The sequence below is a fragment of the Escherichia sp. TC-EC600-tetX4 genome, from assembly GCF_019356055.1.
In the GTDB taxonomy this organism is placed as follows: Bacteria; Pseudomonadota; Gammaproteobacteria; order Enterobacterales; family Enterobacteriaceae.
This window is the reverse complement of the sequence record NZ_CP079924.1, coordinates 541058-555364: the sequence shown is the minus strand read 5'-3', so window position 1 is coordinate 555364 and position 14307 is coordinate 541058. Positions and strand designations below refer to the sequence as shown.

At 51.7% G+C, this 14307-nt stretch carries 19 protein-coding genes and 1 pseudogene; 9 read left to right on the top strand and 11 right to left on the bottom strand.

All coding sequences use genetic code 11. The features are described 5' to 3' along the window. Positions 1–55 precede the first annotated feature (55 nt). Positions 56–154 (top strand): annotated as a pseudogene (locus KXD89_RS22385) (hypothetical protein); the annotation flags it as partial. A gap of 23 nt (positions 155–177) precedes the next feature. On the opposite strand, the gene cgtA reads toward KXD89_RS22385, so the two are convergent. The 4 genes from cgtA to rplU all read right to left on the bottom strand — a co-directional run bounded on the left by cgtA (position 178) and on the right by rplU (position 3047). Beyond that, positions 178–1350, bottom strand: coding sequence for an Obg family GTPase CgtA (gene cgtA, locus KXD89_RS02680; RefSeq protein WP_000673575.1), 1173 nt, complete (start codon positions 1348–1350; stop codon positions 178–180). Between the two features lie 15 nt (positions 1351–1365). After that, complete coding sequence (locus KXD89_RS02675; RefSeq protein ID WP_000813037.1) at positions 1366–2331, bottom strand: DMT family transporter; 966 nt, start codon at positions 2329–2331, stop codon at positions 1366–1368. Between the two features lie 126 nt (positions 2332–2457). After that, entirely contained in the window at positions 2458–2715 is a 258-nt protein-coding gene (gene rpmA / locus KXD89_RS02670) for a 50S ribosomal protein L27 (protein ID WP_000940595.1), read from the bottom strand. Positions 2716–2735: 20 nt separating this feature from the next. Continuing rightward, positions 2736–3047 carry a 50S ribosomal protein L21 gene (gene rplU / locus KXD89_RS02665; RefSeq protein ID WP_000271401.1) on the bottom strand — a complete coding sequence of 104 codons (312 nt, stop codon included), beginning with the start codon at positions 3045–3047 and terminating at the stop codon, positions 2736–2738. A 258-nt stretch (positions 3048–3305) separates the two neighbouring features. Here rplU and ispB point away from each other — a divergent pair, with 258 nt between their 5' ends. After that, entirely contained in the window at positions 3306–4277 is a 972-nt protein-coding gene (ispB, locus tag KXD89_RS02660; protein WP_001047336.1) for an octaprenyl diphosphate synthase, read from the top strand. Positions 4278–4504: 227 nt separating this feature from the next. Next, positions 4505–4783 carry a DNA-binding transcriptional regulator SfsB gene (gene sfsB, locus KXD89_RS02655; RefSeq protein WP_000445413.1) on the top strand — a complete coding sequence of 93 codons (279 nt, stop codon included), beginning with the start codon at positions 4505–4507 and terminating at the stop codon, positions 4781–4783. Positions 4784–4830: 47 nt separating this feature from the next. Here the strand turns inward: sfsB and murA are convergent, their stop codons facing one another. The 7 genes from murA to mlaF all read right to left on the bottom strand — a co-directional run bounded on the left by murA (position 4831) and on the right by mlaF (position 9661). Then, positions 4831–6090 carry a UDP-N-acetylglucosamine 1-carboxyvinyltransferase gene (gene murA, locus KXD89_RS02650; protein ID WP_000357259.1) on the bottom strand — a complete coding sequence of 420 codons (1260 nt, stop codon included), beginning with the start codon at positions 6088–6090 and terminating at the stop codon, positions 4831–4833. A 54-nt stretch (positions 6091–6144) separates the two neighbouring features. Further along, the gene (ibaG, locus tag KXD89_RS02645) at positions 6145–6399 is read right to left on the bottom strand and encodes a BolA family iron metabolism protein IbaG (protein WP_000429656.1); all 255 of its coding nucleotides are present in this window, start codon (positions 6397–6399) and stop codon (positions 6145–6147) included. 159 nt (positions 6400–6558) lie between these two features. Next, positions 6559–6852: a lipid asymmetry maintenance protein MlaB gene (gene mlaB, locus KXD89_RS02640; protein ID WP_000004488.1), complete on the bottom strand. Its 294-nt coding sequence runs from the start codon at positions 6850–6852 to the stop codon at positions 6559–6561. Further along, positions 6852–7487: a phospholipid-binding protein MlaC gene (gene mlaC, locus KXD89_RS02635; protein WP_000476487.1), complete on the bottom strand. Its 636-nt coding sequence runs from the start codon at positions 7485–7487 to the stop codon at positions 6852–6854. Before mlaC ends, mlaB begins: the two co-directional genes overlap by 1 nt. An 18-nt stretch (positions 7488–7505) precedes the next feature. Further along, the gene (gene mlaD / locus KXD89_RS02630; protein WP_001296448.1) at positions 7506–8057 is read right to left on the bottom strand and encodes an outer membrane lipid asymmetry maintenance protein MlaD; all 552 of its coding nucleotides are present in this window, start codon (positions 8055–8057) and stop codon (positions 7506–7508) included. Between the two features lie 4 nt (positions 8058–8061). Beyond that, on the bottom strand, positions 8062–8844 hold the full coding sequence (gene mlaE, locus KXD89_RS02625) for a lipid asymmetry maintenance ABC transporter permease subunit MlaE (protein ID WP_000925795.1): 783 nt from the start codon (positions 8842–8844) through the stop codon (positions 8062–8064). Positions 8845–8851: 7 nt separating this feature from the next. Then, a complete protein-coding gene (gene mlaF, locus KXD89_RS02620; RefSeq protein ID WP_000438245.1) occupies positions 8852–9661 on the bottom strand; it encodes a phospholipid ABC transporter ATP-binding protein MlaF in 810 nt (269 codons plus the stop codon). A 209-nt stretch (positions 9662–9870) separates the two neighbouring features. Between mlaF and KXD89_RS02615 the strand changes: the two genes are divergently transcribed. The 6 genes from KXD89_RS02615 to lptB are packed head-to-tail and all read left to right on the top strand — an operon-like array spanning position 9871 to position 14265. Beyond that, a complete protein-coding gene (locus tag KXD89_RS02615) occupies positions 9871–10848 on the top strand; it encodes a calcium/sodium antiporter (RefSeq protein WP_000922901.1) in 978 nt (325 codons plus the stop codon). A 13-nt stretch (positions 10849–10861) separates the two neighbouring features. Continuing rightward, the gene (gene kdsD, locus KXD89_RS02610) at positions 10862–11848 is read left to right on the top strand and encodes an arabinose-5-phosphate isomerase KdsD (RefSeq protein WP_001295557.1); all 987 of its coding nucleotides are present in this window, start codon (positions 10862–10864) and stop codon (positions 11846–11848) included. Positions 11849–11868: 20 nt separating this feature from the next. Beyond that, positions 11869–12435: a 3-deoxy-manno-octulosonate-8-phosphatase KdsC gene (gene kdsC, locus KXD89_RS02605; protein ID WP_000030005.1), complete on the top strand. Its 567-nt coding sequence runs from the start codon at positions 11869–11871 to the stop codon at positions 12433–12435. Next, on the top strand, positions 12432–13007 hold the full coding sequence (gene lptC / locus KXD89_RS02600) for an LPS export ABC transporter periplasmic protein LptC (protein WP_000030537.1): 576 nt from the start codon (positions 12432–12434) through the stop codon (positions 13005–13007). Before kdsC ends, lptC begins: the two co-directional genes overlap by 4 nt. Beyond that, positions 12976–13533 (top strand): lipopolysaccharide ABC transporter substrate-binding protein LptA, encoded by a 558-nt coding sequence (gene lptA / locus KXD89_RS02595; protein ID WP_000669785.1) that lies wholly within the window; start codon positions 12976–12978, stop codon positions 13531–13533. Before lptC ends, lptA begins: the two co-directional genes overlap by 32 nt. A 6-nt stretch (positions 13534–13539) precedes the next feature. Then, positions 13540–14265: an LPS export ABC transporter ATP-binding protein gene (gene lptB / locus KXD89_RS02590; protein WP_000224099.1), complete on the top strand. Its 726-nt coding sequence runs from the start codon at positions 13540–13542 to the stop codon at positions 14263–14265. The last annotated feature ends 42 nt before the right edge of the window (positions 14266–14307 follow it).

Here is a 14307-nt window from a genome sequence, read left to right as displayed (position 1 = left end):
AAACCCCGGCACATGGCCGGGGCTTCAGATTATTGACAAAGTGCGCTTTGTTTATGCCGGATGCGGCGTAAACGCCTTATCCGGCCTACAAAATCGTGCAAATTCAACATATTGCAATTCTCTTGTAGGCCTGATAAGCGTAGCGCATCAGGCTGATTTGGCGTTTATCATCAGTGATTAACGCTTGTAAATGAACTCAACGCCTTCTTCGTCGTCTTCGTCCCAGTCGTCATCCCAGTCTTCATCATCCTCTTCAGCAATCTCTTCAAGCTGCTGGCGATGATAATCATCCCACATGAATTCGACTTTCTCTGGCTGTTTCGCTTCTTCAGCCTGCACGACCGGGTTTTCAATGATAAAGGTCATCACATCCCAGCAGAGATCTTTCACGCCCAGTCCACTCGCCGCAGAGATCAGATAATATTTATCTTCCCAGCCCAGCGCCTCAGCGATCGCTTTCGCTTTCTCTTCGGCTTCTACCTTATCCAGCAGATCGATCTTGTTGAACACTAACCAACGCGGTTTCGTCGCCAGATCCTGGCTGTATTTTTCCAGCTCGCTGATAATAATACGCGCGTTTTCAACCGGATCGGTGCCGTCAATCGGATCGATATCGATGAGGTGCAACAGGACGCGGCAACGTTCCAGGTGCTTCAGGAAGCGAATGCCCAGACCTGCGCCTTCCGCAGCGCCTTCAATCAGTCCTGGAATATCGGCAACAACGAAGCTCTTTTCGTTGTCCATTCGTACCACACCCAGACTTGGCACCAGAGTGGTAAACGGATAATCCGCCACTTTCGGTTTAGCCGCCGATACCGCACGAATAAAGGTCGATTTACCCGCGTTTGGCATCCCCAACATACCGACGTCAGCCAGCAGCATCAGCTCCAGCAGCAGCTCGCGCTTATCGCCCGGCGTGCCGTTGGTTTTCTGCCGCGGTGTACGGTTAACGGACGATTTGAAACGGGTATTGCCCAGACCGTGCCAGCCGCCCTTAGCAACCAGCAGACGCTGACCGTGTTTGGTCATATCGCCCATGGTTTCACCAGTACCCTGGTCGATTACACGCGTACCTACCGGCACTTTAATCGTCACGTCTTTACCGCGCTTACCGGTACAGTCGCGGCTTGCGCCATTCTGACCGCGCTCTGCACGGAAAGATTTTTCAAAACGATAATCGATAAGCGTGTTCAGGTTCTCGTCGGCTTCCATCCATACGTCACCACCATCACCGCCGTCGCCGCCATCCGGGCCGCCTTTCGGAATATACTTTTCGCGGCGGAAGCTCACGCAACCATTACCGCCATCACCTGCAACGACCAGAATCGATGCTTCATCAACAAACTTCATTTTATTCTCCGTAAATCATTCGCCTGCGCGGGGTTGCGATACCACCGTTGTATGCTTACGTAATCCGCCCCAAATACGATGACCAATGGCGGAATACATCGCGCCCGCAACCACGACAAACGCACCGAGATAACCTAAAAGGTTTAACATCGGTCTGGCGAAGAAATCGGGCCAGGCCAGTGATAAAAGATCTGAAAAAAACAGCGTAAACAGTGGGGTGAGCGTGATGATCGCGCTCACCTGCGCTGCCTGCCAGCGAGCCATCGCTTCCGCCAGGGCGCCATATCCTACCAAGGTATTCAGTCCGCAAAAAATTAAACATGCGAGCTGCCAGTGGCTAAGCTGCGCTATCACTCCAGGCTTTGCCAGAGGGAAGAGCGCAATTGTACATAAAGTGTACAGTAAAAACAGGATCTGCGGTGAGGCCAGCCGACGCAATAAAACCTTTTGCGCCACGCCATAACTCACCCAAACCGTCGCCGCACCGACCCCAAAGATAACTCCCCAGGTGTAATCGGTGAGCTTTGTAAATATCTCGACCAGACTGGTGTTAAAAAACATCACCAGGCCGCTCAGGAGCATCAATGCCCCTACAACCTGAGTGCTGCGCATTTTCTCTTTGAGGATAAATACGCTGGCAACCATCATGCCAACTGGCGAGAGTTGCCCAATCACCTGCGAAGCGGTCGGACTCAGGTATTGCAAGGATGAGCTGAACAGGATGAAGTTCCCAAACAGCCCGGCGGTCGCCACTGCCAACAAAATCAACCAGCGTGGCTTACGAAACACGCGTAATGGCGGCAACCTCTTCTTCACCGCAAGAATGGCACCCAGGCCAATACTCGCCATCAAGAAACGGTAAAACACGATTGTCGGAGGTTCCATCACCTCCAGCACCTGCTTCATTGCGATTGGCAACGCCCCCCAGCAAATTGCTGTGGTGAGCGCCAAAAGAATGCCAATGCCTGCCTGCTGCTTCATACCGTATTCCCTGCAAAGCGCATTTGCGGATTAACGTCGCACCATGCGCATTTTTACCGGTTATCGAATGTAAAAAGCCCCGCAACGTGTTGCGGGGCTTTCATCCGTTACCGGGACGCGAAAAACTTATTCAGCTTCGATGCTGATAAATTTACGGTTTTTCGGGCCTTTAACTTCGAATTTCACTTTACCGTCTGCTTTAGCAAACAGAGTGTGGTCACGACCGCAACCTACGTTAGCGCCAGCGTGGAATTTGGTACCACGTTGACGAACGATGATGCTACCCGCCAGAACGGATTCGCCACCGAAACGCTTAACGCCCAGGCGTTTAGCTTCTGAATCGCGACCGTTACGTGTGGAGCCGCCAGCCTTTTTATGTGCCATTTGAAATCTCTCCTCAGGTCTTAGGCGCTGATGCCAGTAATTTTCACATCAGTGAACCACTGACGATGGCCCTGCTGCTTACGATAGTGTTTACGACGACGAAACTTAACGATTTTAACTTTCTCGCCACGACCGTGAGCAACAACTTCAGCTTTGATTACGCCGCCATCAACGAAAGGAACGCCGATTTTGACTTCTTCACCGTTTGCGATCATCAGCACTTCAGCGAACTCAACAGTTTCGCCAGTTGCGATGTCCAGCTTTTCCAGGCGAACGGTCTGACCTTCGCTTACTCGGTGTTGTTTACCACCACTTTGGAAAACCGCGTACATATAAAACTCCGCTTCCGCGCACACCTTTTCAATGATTCAGAGTGCGCTATAAATATTCACAATAGGGCGCGAATATTACGCAAAACGCACGCCTTTGACAAGTGCTACAGTCAATACACGAAGAAAAAAAACACAACTTGTACGGTAACGTTTATCTGTGCCATTTTTTCAGTACAATCACCCTATATTCCTAACCATAAACCCTAAGTTGCCTTTGTTCACAGTAAGGTAATCGGGGCGAAAAGCCCGGCTTTTGCGATGAATTTAGAAAAAATCAATGAGTTAACCGCGCAAGATATGGCGGGTGTTAATGCGGCAATCCTTGAGCAGCTTAATTCCGACGTCCAACTGATCAATCAGTTAGGCTATTACATCGTCAGCGGCGGCGGTAAACGTATTCGTCCGATGATTGCTGTACTGGCTGCACGAGCTGTTGGCTATGAGGGAAATGCGCATGTCACCATTGCTGCCCTGATCGAGTTTATCCACACGGCGACTCTGCTACACGACGACGTTGTGGATGAATCAGATATGCGCAGGGGTAAAGCTACCGCCAACGCCGCATTTGGCAATGCCGCCAGCGTGCTGGTAGGCGATTTTATTTATACCCGCGCTTTCCAGATGATGACCAGCCTCGGTTCGCTCAAAGTGCTGGAAGTCATGTCAGAAGCCGTAAACGTCATCGCAGAAGGTGAAGTTCTGCAACTGATGAACGTTAACGATCCGGACATCACTGAAGAAAACTACATGCGCGTTATCTATAGCAAAACCGCGCGTCTGTTTGAGGCTGCCGCGCAGTGTTCCGGGATTCTGGCTGGCTGTACGCCGGAGGAGGAGAAAGGCCTGCAGGATTATGGGCGCTATCTCGGCACTGCTTTCCAGTTGATCGACGATTTACTCGATTACAATGCCGATGGCGAACAGTTAGGTAAAAATGTCGGCGACGATCTGAACGAAGGTAAACCGACGCTGCCGCTGCTGCATGCGATGCATCATGGCACACCAGAACAGGCACAGATGATCCGTACCGCCATCGAACAGGGTAACGGTCGCCATCTTCTGGAACCGGTTCTGGAAGCAATGAACGCTTGTGGATCTCTTGAATGGACGCGTCAGCGTGCCGAGGAAGAAGCAGACAAAGCCATCGCAGCGTTACAGGTGCTCCCGGACACCCCTTGGCGAGAAGCACTCATCGGCCTCGCGCACATCGCTGTTCAACGCGATCGTTAATCCCCTCCCCTCATCCCGCGCAGCGCGCGGGATGGTTCCAGTAAGTTCCATAAAAACACTTATTCAGCTCTATAACACCTGAAAAATAGGGATGTGCATCTTTATATATTCTGAATATTCACACTCTTTACAGGAACTTTTTAGAGCAATAGGCCATCAGGAGTATAGTGATGCTCGACAGAAGAAGTGTTCTGAATGAAAGCGACTAACTTAAGGAGTGAGGAAAAATGGAAAGTAATTTCATTGACTGGCATCCCGCTGACATCATTGCGGGTTTGCGCAAGAAGGGAACGTCAATGGCGGCGGAATCTCGCAGAAATGGTTTGAGTTCCTCAACGCTGGCGAATGCATTATCGCGCCCATGGCCGAAAGGAGAGATGATTATTGCGAAAGCCCTGGGAACTGACCCCTGGGTTATCTGGCCATCACGCTACCATGATCCGCAGACCCATGAGTTTATCGACAGAACGCAGTTGATGCGTAGCTACACTAAACCGAAAAAATGAGTGGTCTGGCGGTAGCCCCGCGAACGGGGCTGCCAGCTCTCAGACGATTATTCGCCTTTCACACGCTCAATATTTGCACCTAAAGCGCGCAGTTTGTCTTCAATGCGTTCGTAGCCACGATCGATGTGATAAATACGATCAACCACCGTCGTCCCTTCCGCAATACAGCCAGCCAGCACCAGGCTTGCTGATGCACGCAGATCGGTTGCCATAACCTGTGCGCCAGAAAGTTTTTCAACACCGTGACAAATAACGGTATTGCTTTCGATTTCGGCGTGCGCGCCCATACGGCTCAGCTCTGGCACATGCATAAAGCGGTTTTCAAAGACCGTTTCGGTGATAAACCCGGTCCCTTCTGCCACCAGGTTCAACAGCGTGAACTGGGCCTGCATATCGGTCGGGAATGCCGGATGCGGCGCGGTACGTACGTTAACAGCCTTCGGACGTTTGCCATGCATATCCAGGCTAATCCAGTCTTCGCCGACTTCGATGTCCGCTCCAGCGTCACGCAGTTTCGCCAGCACGGCGTCGAGAGTATCTGGCTGCGCGTTACGGCAGATAATTTTGCCGCGAGAAATCGCCGCCGCCACCAGGAAAGTACCGGTTTCGATACGATCCGGCAGAACGCGATAGACACCGCCGCCTAAACGTTCCACACCTTCGATGACGATACGATCGGTGCCCTGACCGCTAATTTTCGCACCCAGCGTAATCAGGAAGTTCGCGGTATCGACGATTTCCGGTTCACGCGCTGCGTTTTCAATAATCGTGGTGCCTTCCGCCAGGGTTGCAGCACACATGATGGTCACCGTTGCGCCAACGCTGACTTTATCCATCACGATATGTGCACCTTTCAAACGACCATCGACGGAAGCTTTAACGTAACCTTCTTCCAGTTTGATGGTCGCGCCTAATTGTTCGAGGCCAGAAATGTGTAGATCAACCGGACGCGCACCGATCGTACAACCGCCAGGTAGTGAAACTTGCCCCTGACCAAAGCGCGCTACCAGCGGCCCCAGCGCCCAGATAGAAGCACGCATGGTTTTAACCAGATCGTAAGGTGCGCAGAATACATTAACGTCGCGGGCATCAATATGCACAGAACCATTACGTTCTACTTTCGCACCCAGCTGGCTTAGCAGCTTCATTGATGTATCGACGTCTTTCAGTTTCGGGACGTTCTGGATCTCTACCGGTTCTTCCGCCAGTAGTGCGGCAAAAAGGATAGGCAGAGCAGCATTTTTAGCGCCGGAAATTGTGACTTCGCCCTGGAGCTTCGTTGGCCCCTGAACACGAAATTTATCCATTTAGTTTGTTCTCAGTTAACAATTCATATCCGCTACCGGCGAATCGCCCATAGCTCAAAAGCCGTTCAGTTTGCGATCGCGCGCCCACTCCGCAGGGGTATACGCTTTGATCGACACAGCATGAATGCGGTTATCCGCAATATATTCCATCAGCGGACCATAGACCGTCTGCTGTTTTTTAACCCGACTCATGCCGTCAAACAACTCACCCACGGCAATAACCTGAAAGTGGCTGCCATCGCCGGAAACGTGGACTTCCTGGAGGGAGAGAGCGTTCATCAACACGCTCTGAATTTCATTATTTTCCATGGGATCTTCAATCATCAGTTAATAAACCAGCGAAACATCTTAGAGCAAAGTTGCGCTGGCATAAATAAGCAAAAAGCCTCGCTGATAAATCAGACAAGGCTCGACTTGCAGGCAGGTTTGCCGGACAGGCGGTTAACGCCATATCCGGCCTGAAAAAATTTAACGAGGCAGAACATCAGCAGGCAAATTATACAATTTCGCCAGGGTATACACTTTGTCGTTTACCCCCTGAAGCGTCACATTGTTGCCCTGCTTTTTCGCCAGATCGATAAGATGGAGCAGCAGTGCCAGTCCCCCCGTATCCACGCGGGAGACACGGCTAAGATCGATGCAGGTAATCCCCTTCACCGCTTCCTCACGCATTTCCCAAAGCGGTAGCAAAACGTCCTGATCCAGCTCTCCGGATAACGCCAGCGTGTCACCCGTCTGCATCCAGCTCAGTGACTCGCTCATTATTTTTTCTCTTCCAGAGTGATTTTCTGTTGAGAAATCGATTTCAGTTGCGCAGTCAGGCCGTCGATACCTTTGGTACGCAGCAGCGTTCCCCACTCGTTTTGTTTGGTGGTGATCATACTGACGCCTTCAGCAATCATGTCGTAAGCCTGCCAATTGCCCGTCTGGGAGTTTTTACGCCACTGGAAGTCCAGACGCACCGGCGGACGGCCATTCGGGTCAATAATGGTAACGCGAATAGGCACAATGGTTTTATCGCCCAGCGGCTGTTCTGGCGCAATCTGATAGGTTTGACCGTGATACATCGCCAGCGCCTGACCGTAAGCCTGCTTCAGGTACTCACGGAAAGCGGCAAAGTAGGCTTCACGTTGAGCAGGGGTCGCACTCTTGTAATACTGGCCCAGCACCAGCGCACCGGCGTATTTCACCTGTACGTATGGCAGCAGTTCCTGATCAACAATGGTACGCAGATAATCCGGGTTGGCCCGAATTTGCGGTTGCTCATTCTTCAGGCGATCGAACGTTTTCTGCGCCGCCTCGTCCATCAGCTTATACGGATTGGTCTGGTCTGCCGCGGTTGCCGCACTCAGAGGTGCAATCACCAGCAAAGCGACCATCATTAAACGTTTAAACATGCGTCGGTTCTCCTGAAATTATTTCGTTGTACCCACAGGTTCAGTGGTTTCATTATTACCTGGCGCAGCAGCTGGCGCATCGCCACTATTCTTATTGTCATCGCCTTTACTACCGTAAAGGAACTGACCAATGAGATCTTCCAGCACCATCGCAGACTTAGTGTCCTGAATTGTATCGCCATCCTTCAGGATAGCAGTCCCCAGTTCCGGGTCTTCAAAACCGACGTTTAATGCCAGATATTGTTCCCCCAGCAGGCCGGAAGTACGAATGCTCAGCGAACTGGTATCTGGAATGTGGTTATAACGTTGTTCAATTTCCAGCGTTACGCGCGGCAGATAGGTTTTCGGGTCCAGCGTAATATCCGCCACCCGACCCACAACAACGCCACCAATACTGACCGGAGAGCGCGCTTTCAGGCCGCCAATGTTATCGAACGTCGCATAAAGCGTGTAGGTCGGTTCAGTACGTATGGACGTCACGTTCGCCGCCTTCAGGCAAACAAACAGCGCCGCCAGCAGTGCTGCTAATAAAAAGATACCCACCCAAATTTCATTTTTTTTCGTTTGCATGAACTCAATTCCCAAACATCAATGCGGTCAGCACAAAATCCAGCCCCAGAACAGCCAGAGACGAGTGGACAACGGTGCGAGTGGTTGCCCGGCTAATCCCGGCAGACGTCGGGATGGCGTCGTAGCCGTTAAACAACGAAATCCACGTCACCGTGATGGCGAACACCACGCTCTTAATCAGACAGTTGACCAGATCCATACGCCAGTCGACGGCATTTTGCATTGCCGACCAGAAGAACCCGCTATCAATGCCTTTCCAACTGACGCCGACCAGAGATCCGCCCCAGATCCCCACGGCGACGAAAATAACCGTCAACAGTGGTAATGAAATAACCCCAGCCCAGAAACGGGGAGAAATAACCCGACGCAGCGGATCCACCGCCATCATCTCCATACTGGAGAGTTGCTCTGTAGCGCGCATCAGGCCGATTTCTGCGGTTAGCGCCGAACCAGCACGCCCGGCAAACAACAACGCGGCAACCACCGGCCCCAGTTCACGCAGTAGCGATAACGCCACCAGCATACCCAGACTGGTTTCCGCACTATAAGTGGTCAGAACCAGATAACCTTGCAGCCCCAACACCATTCCGATGAACACGCCAGAAACCACAATAATCAGCATCGACAGGACGCCGACATTATAGAGCTGGCGCACCAGCAGCGGCGCATGTTTGCGAAATTCCGGTTTGCCGACCAGCGCATTGAATAACATTAACCCGGCCCGCCCGAACGTTCTCAGGGTTTTAATCCCTTTATGTCCGAGCGACGCCAGCGCATTTAACAGCATGAGTGGCTTAACTCCCTGGTAAAAGATCAGCGTGATAATCGCCGGCAGGATAGCGGAACGGAACAGGCCCGTCAGCTATCCCGTCCAGAAACTGACGTACGCGCGGATCAGGATTCGCCTGCAACGCCTGGGCACTGCCATGAGCGACAATTTTTTTGTCCGCCAGGATCCAGGCGTGATCCGCAATACTTAACACTTCCGGCACATCGTGAGAAACCACCACACAAGTCACGCCCAGCGCGCTGTTCAGCTCAGAAATCAGCTTCACCAGTACGCCCATGGTGATGGGATCTTGCCCAACAAAAGGTTCATCAAACATGATGAGATCCGGCTCCAGCGCAATCGCACGCGCCAGCGCTGCACGCCGCGCCATCCCACCGGAAAGTTCAGAAGGCATTAGTTTAGCCGCTCCACGCAGCCCCACGGCCTCCAGCTTCATCATCACCGTACTATGCAACAATGGCGCGGGAAGTTGGGTATGTTCGCGCAGTGGATAGGCGACGTTGTCAAATACGTTCATATCAGTGAACAACGCCCCGGACTGAAATAACATGCTCATCCGTTTGCGCACTGTATACAGGCGCGAACGAGACATCGCCGGAATATTCTCACCATCGAAAAGGATCTCACCATGATCTGGTGCGATTTGCCCGCCAATCAGACGGAGTAGCGTCGTTTTACCGATGCCCGATGGCCCCATGATCGCCGTGATCTTCCCTCGCGGCACGGTCAGGGAAATATTATCGAAGATGCAGCGATTGCCACGCGTAAAACTGACATCGCGCATATCGACTAAATTCGCCACAGACTGCTCCATAATTCACCCTTCGTCTTGCGTTGATTTTCTAAGCATGGCGCTCAATTTAACCTTGAACCCAACATATTTACAGAATATTACCCGCCGTGGTTAGCGAAAGCTGGCATTTGTTTTACTTTTTAGCCGCATAAAGTCAAAATTAAGCATCCGTTACGGCTTTCTGAAAATCTTCAGCGGACCGGCGAGTATACCTGAAGAAAGGACGTTAGATGCTTTTAGCTACGGCACTGTTAATTGTTGGTTTACTTTTGGTCGTTTACAGTGCCGACCGCCTGGTTTTTGCCGCGTCTATTCTTTGCCGAACCTTTGGCATCCCGCCGCTGATCATCGGCATGACGGTGGTCAGTATTGGTACATCGTTACCAGAAGTCATCGTCTCGCTTGCCGCGTCTCTGCACGAACAACGCGATTTAGCCGTTGGTACAGCCCTCGGCTCAAACATTATCAATATATTGCTGATCCTCGGTCTGGCTGCGCTGGTTCGTCCTTTTACCGTCCATTCTGATGTTCTACGCCGTGAATTACCCTTAATGTTGTTGGTCAGCGTGGTGGCCGGTTCCGTACTCTATGACGGACAACTTAGTCGCAGCGATGGTATCTTTCTCCTCTTTCTGGCTGTGCTATGGCTGCTGTTCATTGTTAAACTTGCACGTCAGGCTGAACGTCAGGGGACTGACAGCCTGACCAGAGAGCAGCTTGCAGAGCTGCCGCGTGACGGCGGATTGCCCGTCGCGTTTTTATGGCTCGGCATTGCGCTTATCATCATGCCAGTGGCCACGCGGATGGTGGTTGATAACGCCACGGTGCTGGCGAATTACTTTGCCATCAGCGAGTTGACGATGGGTCTGACGGCAATTGCTATCGGAACCAGCCTGCCGGAACTGGCAACCGCAATAGCGGGGGTTCGCAAAGGTGAAAACGACATTGCTGTCGGAAATATCATTGGCGCAAACATTTTTAATATTGTCATCGTGTTGGGTTTACCCGCGCTGATAACGCCAGGAGAGATTGATCCACTGGCGTACAGTCGTGACTACAGCGTGATGTTGCTGGTGAGCATTATTTTTGCGTTGCTGTGCTGGCGGCGCTCCCCGCAACCGGGCCGTGGTGTAGGGGTATTATTAACTGGCGGATTTATCGTATGGCTGGCGATGTTGTACTGGTTATCGCCAATACTCGTTGAATAACTGGAAACGCATTATGTCGCACGTAGAGTTACAACCGGGTTTTGACTTTCAGCAAGCAGGTAAAGAAGTCCTGGCGATTGAACGTGAATGCCTGGCGGAGCTTGATCAATACATCAATCAGAATTTCACGCTTGCCTGTGAAAAGATGTTCTGGTGTAAAGGGAAAGTTGTCGTCATGGGGATGGGAAAATCGGGGCATATTGGGCGAAAAATGGCGGCAACGTTTGCCAGCACCGGTACACCTTCATTTTTCGTCCATCCTGGTGAAGCCGCGCATGGTGATTTAGGCATGGTTACCCCACAGGATGTGGTGATTGCTATCTCTAACTCTGGTGAATCCAGCGAAATCACGGCCTTAATTCCAGTGCTTAAGCGTCTTCACGTACCGTTAATCTGCATCACCGGTCGCCCGGAGAGCAGCATGGCGCGCGCCGCAGATGTGCATCTGTGTGTTAAAGTAGCGAAAGAAGCCTGTCCGTTAGGGCTGGCACCGACCAGCAGCACCACCGCCACGCTGGTTATGGGCGATGCCCTCGCTGTCGCGCTGTTAAAAGCACGCGGCTTTACTGCTGAAGATTTTGCGCTCTCACACCCAGGCGGCGCACTGGGTCGTAAACTTCTGCTGCGCGTAAACGATATTATGCATACGGGCGATGAGATCCCGCATGTTAAGAAAACGGCCAGTCTGCGTGACGCGTTGCTGGAAGTTACCCGCAAAAATCTTGGTATGACTGTCATTTGCGATGACAATATGATGATTGAAGGCATCTTTACCGACGGTGATTTACGCCGTGTCTTCGATATGGGCGTGGATGTTCGTCAGTTAAGTATTGCCGATGTGATGACGCCGGGGGGAATACGTGTGCGCCCTGGCATTCTGGCCGTTGAGGCACTGAACTTAATGCAGTCCCGCCATATCACCTCCGTGATGGTTGCCGATGGCGACCATTTACTCGGTGTGTTACATATGCATGATTTACTGCGTGCAGGCGTAGTGTAAAGATTCAAGGATAAACAACAATGAGCAAAGCAGGTGCGTCGCTTGCGACCTGTTACGGCCCTGTCAGCGCCGACGTTATAGCAAAAGCAGAGAACATTCGTCTGCTGATCCTCGATGTCGATGGCGTACTGTCAGATGGCCTGATTTATATGGGCAATAATGGCGAAGAGCTGAAAGCGTTCAATGTTCGTGACGGTTATGGCATTCGTTGTGCGCTCACCTCTGATATTGAAGTCGCTATCATTACCGGGCGAAAGGCTAAACTGGTAGAAGATCGTTGTGCCACATTGGGGATCACTCACTTGTATCAGGGGCAGTCAAACAAACTGATCGCCTTTAGCGATCTGCTGGAAAAACTGGCGATTGCCCCGGAAAATGTGGCTTATGTCGGCGATGATCTCATCGACTGGCCGGTAATGGAAAAAGTGGGTTTAAGCGTCGCCGTGGCCGATGCGCATCCACTGTTGATCCCGCGCGCCGATTACGTGACGCGCATTGCTGGCGGTCGTGGCGCAGTGCGCGAAGTTTGCGACTTATTACTCCTGGCGCAGGGCAAACTGGATGAAGCCAAAGGGCAATCGATATGAGTAAAGCCAGACGTTGGGTTATCATTGTGCTATCACTGGCGGTTCTGGTGATGATCGGCATTAATATGGCCGAAAAAGACGATACCGCCCAGGTGGTCGTCAACAACAATGATCCCACCTATAAAAGCGAGCATACGGACACGCTCGTCTATAACCCAGAAGGGGCACTAAGCTATCGATTGATTGCTCAACACGTTGAATATTATTCCGATCAGGCCGTTTCGTGGTTTACGCAGCCGGTACTTACCACGTTTGATAAGGATAAAATCCCGACATGGTCCGTAAAAGCAGATAAAGCCAAGCTGACCAATGACCGGATGCTCTATTTATATGGACACGTTGAAGTCAACGCACTTGTGCCAGACTCTCAACTTCGCAGAATCACGACGGATAACGCGCAGATCAATCTGGTGACGCAGGATGTTACCTCTGAAGACCTCGTCACGTTATACGGAACAACATTTAACTCCAGCGGTCTGAAAATGCGCGGCAACTTACGCAGCAAGAACGCCGAGCTGATTGAAAAGGTTAGAACATCCTATGAAATTCAAAACAAACAAACTCAGCCTTAATCTTGTGCTTGCCAGCTCACTTCTGGCCGCCAGCATTCCGGCATTTGCCGTAACCGGAGACACTGATCAGCCGATCCACATTGAATCGGACCAGCAATCTCTTGATATGCAAGGCAACGTGGTTACCTTTACCGGTAATGTCATCGTCACCCAGGGCACCATCAAAATTAATGCCGACAAAGTGGTCGTTACCCGTCCGGGCGGCGAACAAGGTAAAGAAGTGATTGACGGCTACGGTAAACCGGCAACGTTCTACCAGATGCAGGACAACGGTAAACCCGTTGAAGGTCACGCTTCCCAGATGCACTACGAACTGGCAAAAGATTTTGTCGTTCTGACGGGTAATGCTTATCTGCAGCAGGTCGATAGCAACATTAAGGGCGATAAGATCACTTACCTGGTGAAAGAGCAGAAAATGCAGGCTTTCAGCGACAAAGGCAAGCGCGTAACAACCGTTCTGGTGCCGTCGCAGCTGCAGGACAAAAACAACAAAGGCCAGACCCCGGCACAGAAGAAGGGTAATTAATTCGTTATGGCAACATTAACTGCAAAGAACCTTGCAAAAGCCTATAAAGGCCGTCGCGTGGTAGAAGACGTCAGCCTGACCGTCAACTCCGGGGAAATTGTCGGTCTGCTGGGGCCAAACGGTGCCGGTAAGACCACCACTTTCTACATGGTTGTAGGCATTGTGCCGCGCGATGCGGGCAACATCATTATTGATGATGACGATATCAGTCTGCTGCCTCTGCATGCACGCGCGCGCCGCGGTATCGGCTATCTGCCACAGGAAGCCTCCATTTTCCGTCGCCTCAGCGTTTACGATAACCTGATGGCGGTACTGCAAATTCGTGACGACTTGTCTGCTGAACAACGTGAAGACCGCGCGAACGAGCTGATGGAAGAGTTTCACATTGAGCACCTGCGTGACAGCATGGGGCAGTCACTCTCCGGGGGTGAACGTCGCCGTGTAGAAATTGCCCGCGCACTGGCTGCGAATCCGAAATTTATTCTGCTCGACGAACCGTTTGCCGGGGTTGACCCGATCTCGGTTATCGACATTAAACGCATCATTGAGCACCTGCGCGACAGCGGCCTGGGCGTGCTGATCACTGACCACAACGTGCGTGAAACACTGGCGGTTTGTGAACGCGCTTATATCGTCAGTCAGGGGCATTTGATCGCCCACGGCACGCCTACAGAAATCTTACAAGACGAACACGTTAAGCGTGTATACCTTGGGGAAGACTTCAGACTCTGATAGGGTAGAAGTTTGCGACGTTTTAGCAGGAGAGTACGATTC

Excerpts from the sequence above, each read along its gene's own strand:
- mlaC (WP_000476487.1), bottom strand. The coding sequence starts at position 7,487 with ATGTTTAAACGTTTAATGATGGTCGCTTTGCTGGTGATTGCACCTCTG.
- mlaB (WP_000004488.1), bottom strand. The coding sequence starts at position 6,852 with ATGAGCGAGTCACTGAGCTGGATGCAGACGGGTGACACGCTGGCGTTA.
- murA (WP_000357259.1), bottom strand. The coding sequence starts at position 6,090 with ATGGATAAATTTCGTGTTCAGGGGCCAACGAAGCTCCAGGGCGAAGTC.
- ispB (WP_001047336.1), top strand. The coding sequence starts at position 3,306 with ATGAATTTAGAAAAAATCAATGAGTTAACCGCGCAAGATATGGCGGGT.
- kdsD (WP_001295557.1), top strand. The coding sequence starts at position 10,862 with ATGTCGCACGTAGAGTTACAACCGGGTTTTGACTTTCAGCAAGCAGGT.
- mlaE (WP_000925795.1), bottom strand. The coding sequence starts at position 8,844 with ATGCTGTTAAATGCGCTGGCGTCGCTCGGACATAAAGGGATTAAAACC.
- mlaD (WP_001296448.1), bottom strand. The coding sequence starts at position 8,057 with ATGCAAACGAAAAAAAATGAAATTTGGGTGGGTATCTTTTTATTAGCA.
- lptA (WP_000669785.1), top strand. The coding sequence starts at position 12,976 with ATGAAATTCAAAACAAACAAACTCAGCCTTAATCTTGTGCTTGCCAGC.
- mlaF (WP_000438245.1), bottom strand. The coding sequence starts at position 9,661 with ATGGAGCAGTCTGTGGCGAATTTAGTCGATATGCGCGATGTCAGTTTT.
- KXD89_RS02675 (WP_000813037.1), bottom strand. The coding sequence starts at position 2,331 with ATGAAGCAGCAGGCAGGCATTGGCATTCTTTTGGCGCTCACCACAGCA.
- rpmA (WP_000940595.1), bottom strand. The coding sequence starts at position 2,715 with ATGGCACATAAAAAGGCTGGCGGCTCCACACGTAACGGTCGCGATTCA.
- KXD89_RS02615 (WP_000922901.1), top strand. The coding sequence starts at position 9,871 with ATGCTTTTAGCTACGGCACTGTTAATTGTTGGTTTACTTTTGGTCGTT.
- sfsB (WP_000445413.1), top strand. The coding sequence starts at position 4,505 with ATGGAAAGTAATTTCATTGACTGGCATCCCGCTGACATCATTGCGGGT.
- cgtA (WP_000673575.1), bottom strand. The coding sequence starts at position 1,350 with ATGAAGTTTGTTGATGAAGCATCGATTCTGGTCGTTGCAGGTGATGGC.
- lptC (WP_000030537.1), top strand. The coding sequence starts at position 12,432 with ATGAGTAAAGCCAGACGTTGGGTTATCATTGTGCTATCACTGGCGGTT.
- kdsC (WP_000030005.1), top strand. The coding sequence starts at position 11,869 with ATGAGCAAAGCAGGTGCGTCGCTTGCGACCTGTTACGGCCCTGTCAGC.
- ibaG (WP_000429656.1), bottom strand. The coding sequence starts at position 6,399 with ATGGAAAATAATGAAATTCAGAGCGTGTTGATGAACGCTCTCTCCCTC.
- rplU (WP_000271401.1), bottom strand. The coding sequence starts at position 3,047 with ATGTACGCGGTTTTCCAAAGTGGTGGTAAACAACACCGAGTAAGCGAA.
- lptB (WP_000224099.1), top strand. The coding sequence starts at position 13,540 with ATGGCAACATTAACTGCAAAGAACCTTGCAAAAGCCTATAAAGGCCGT.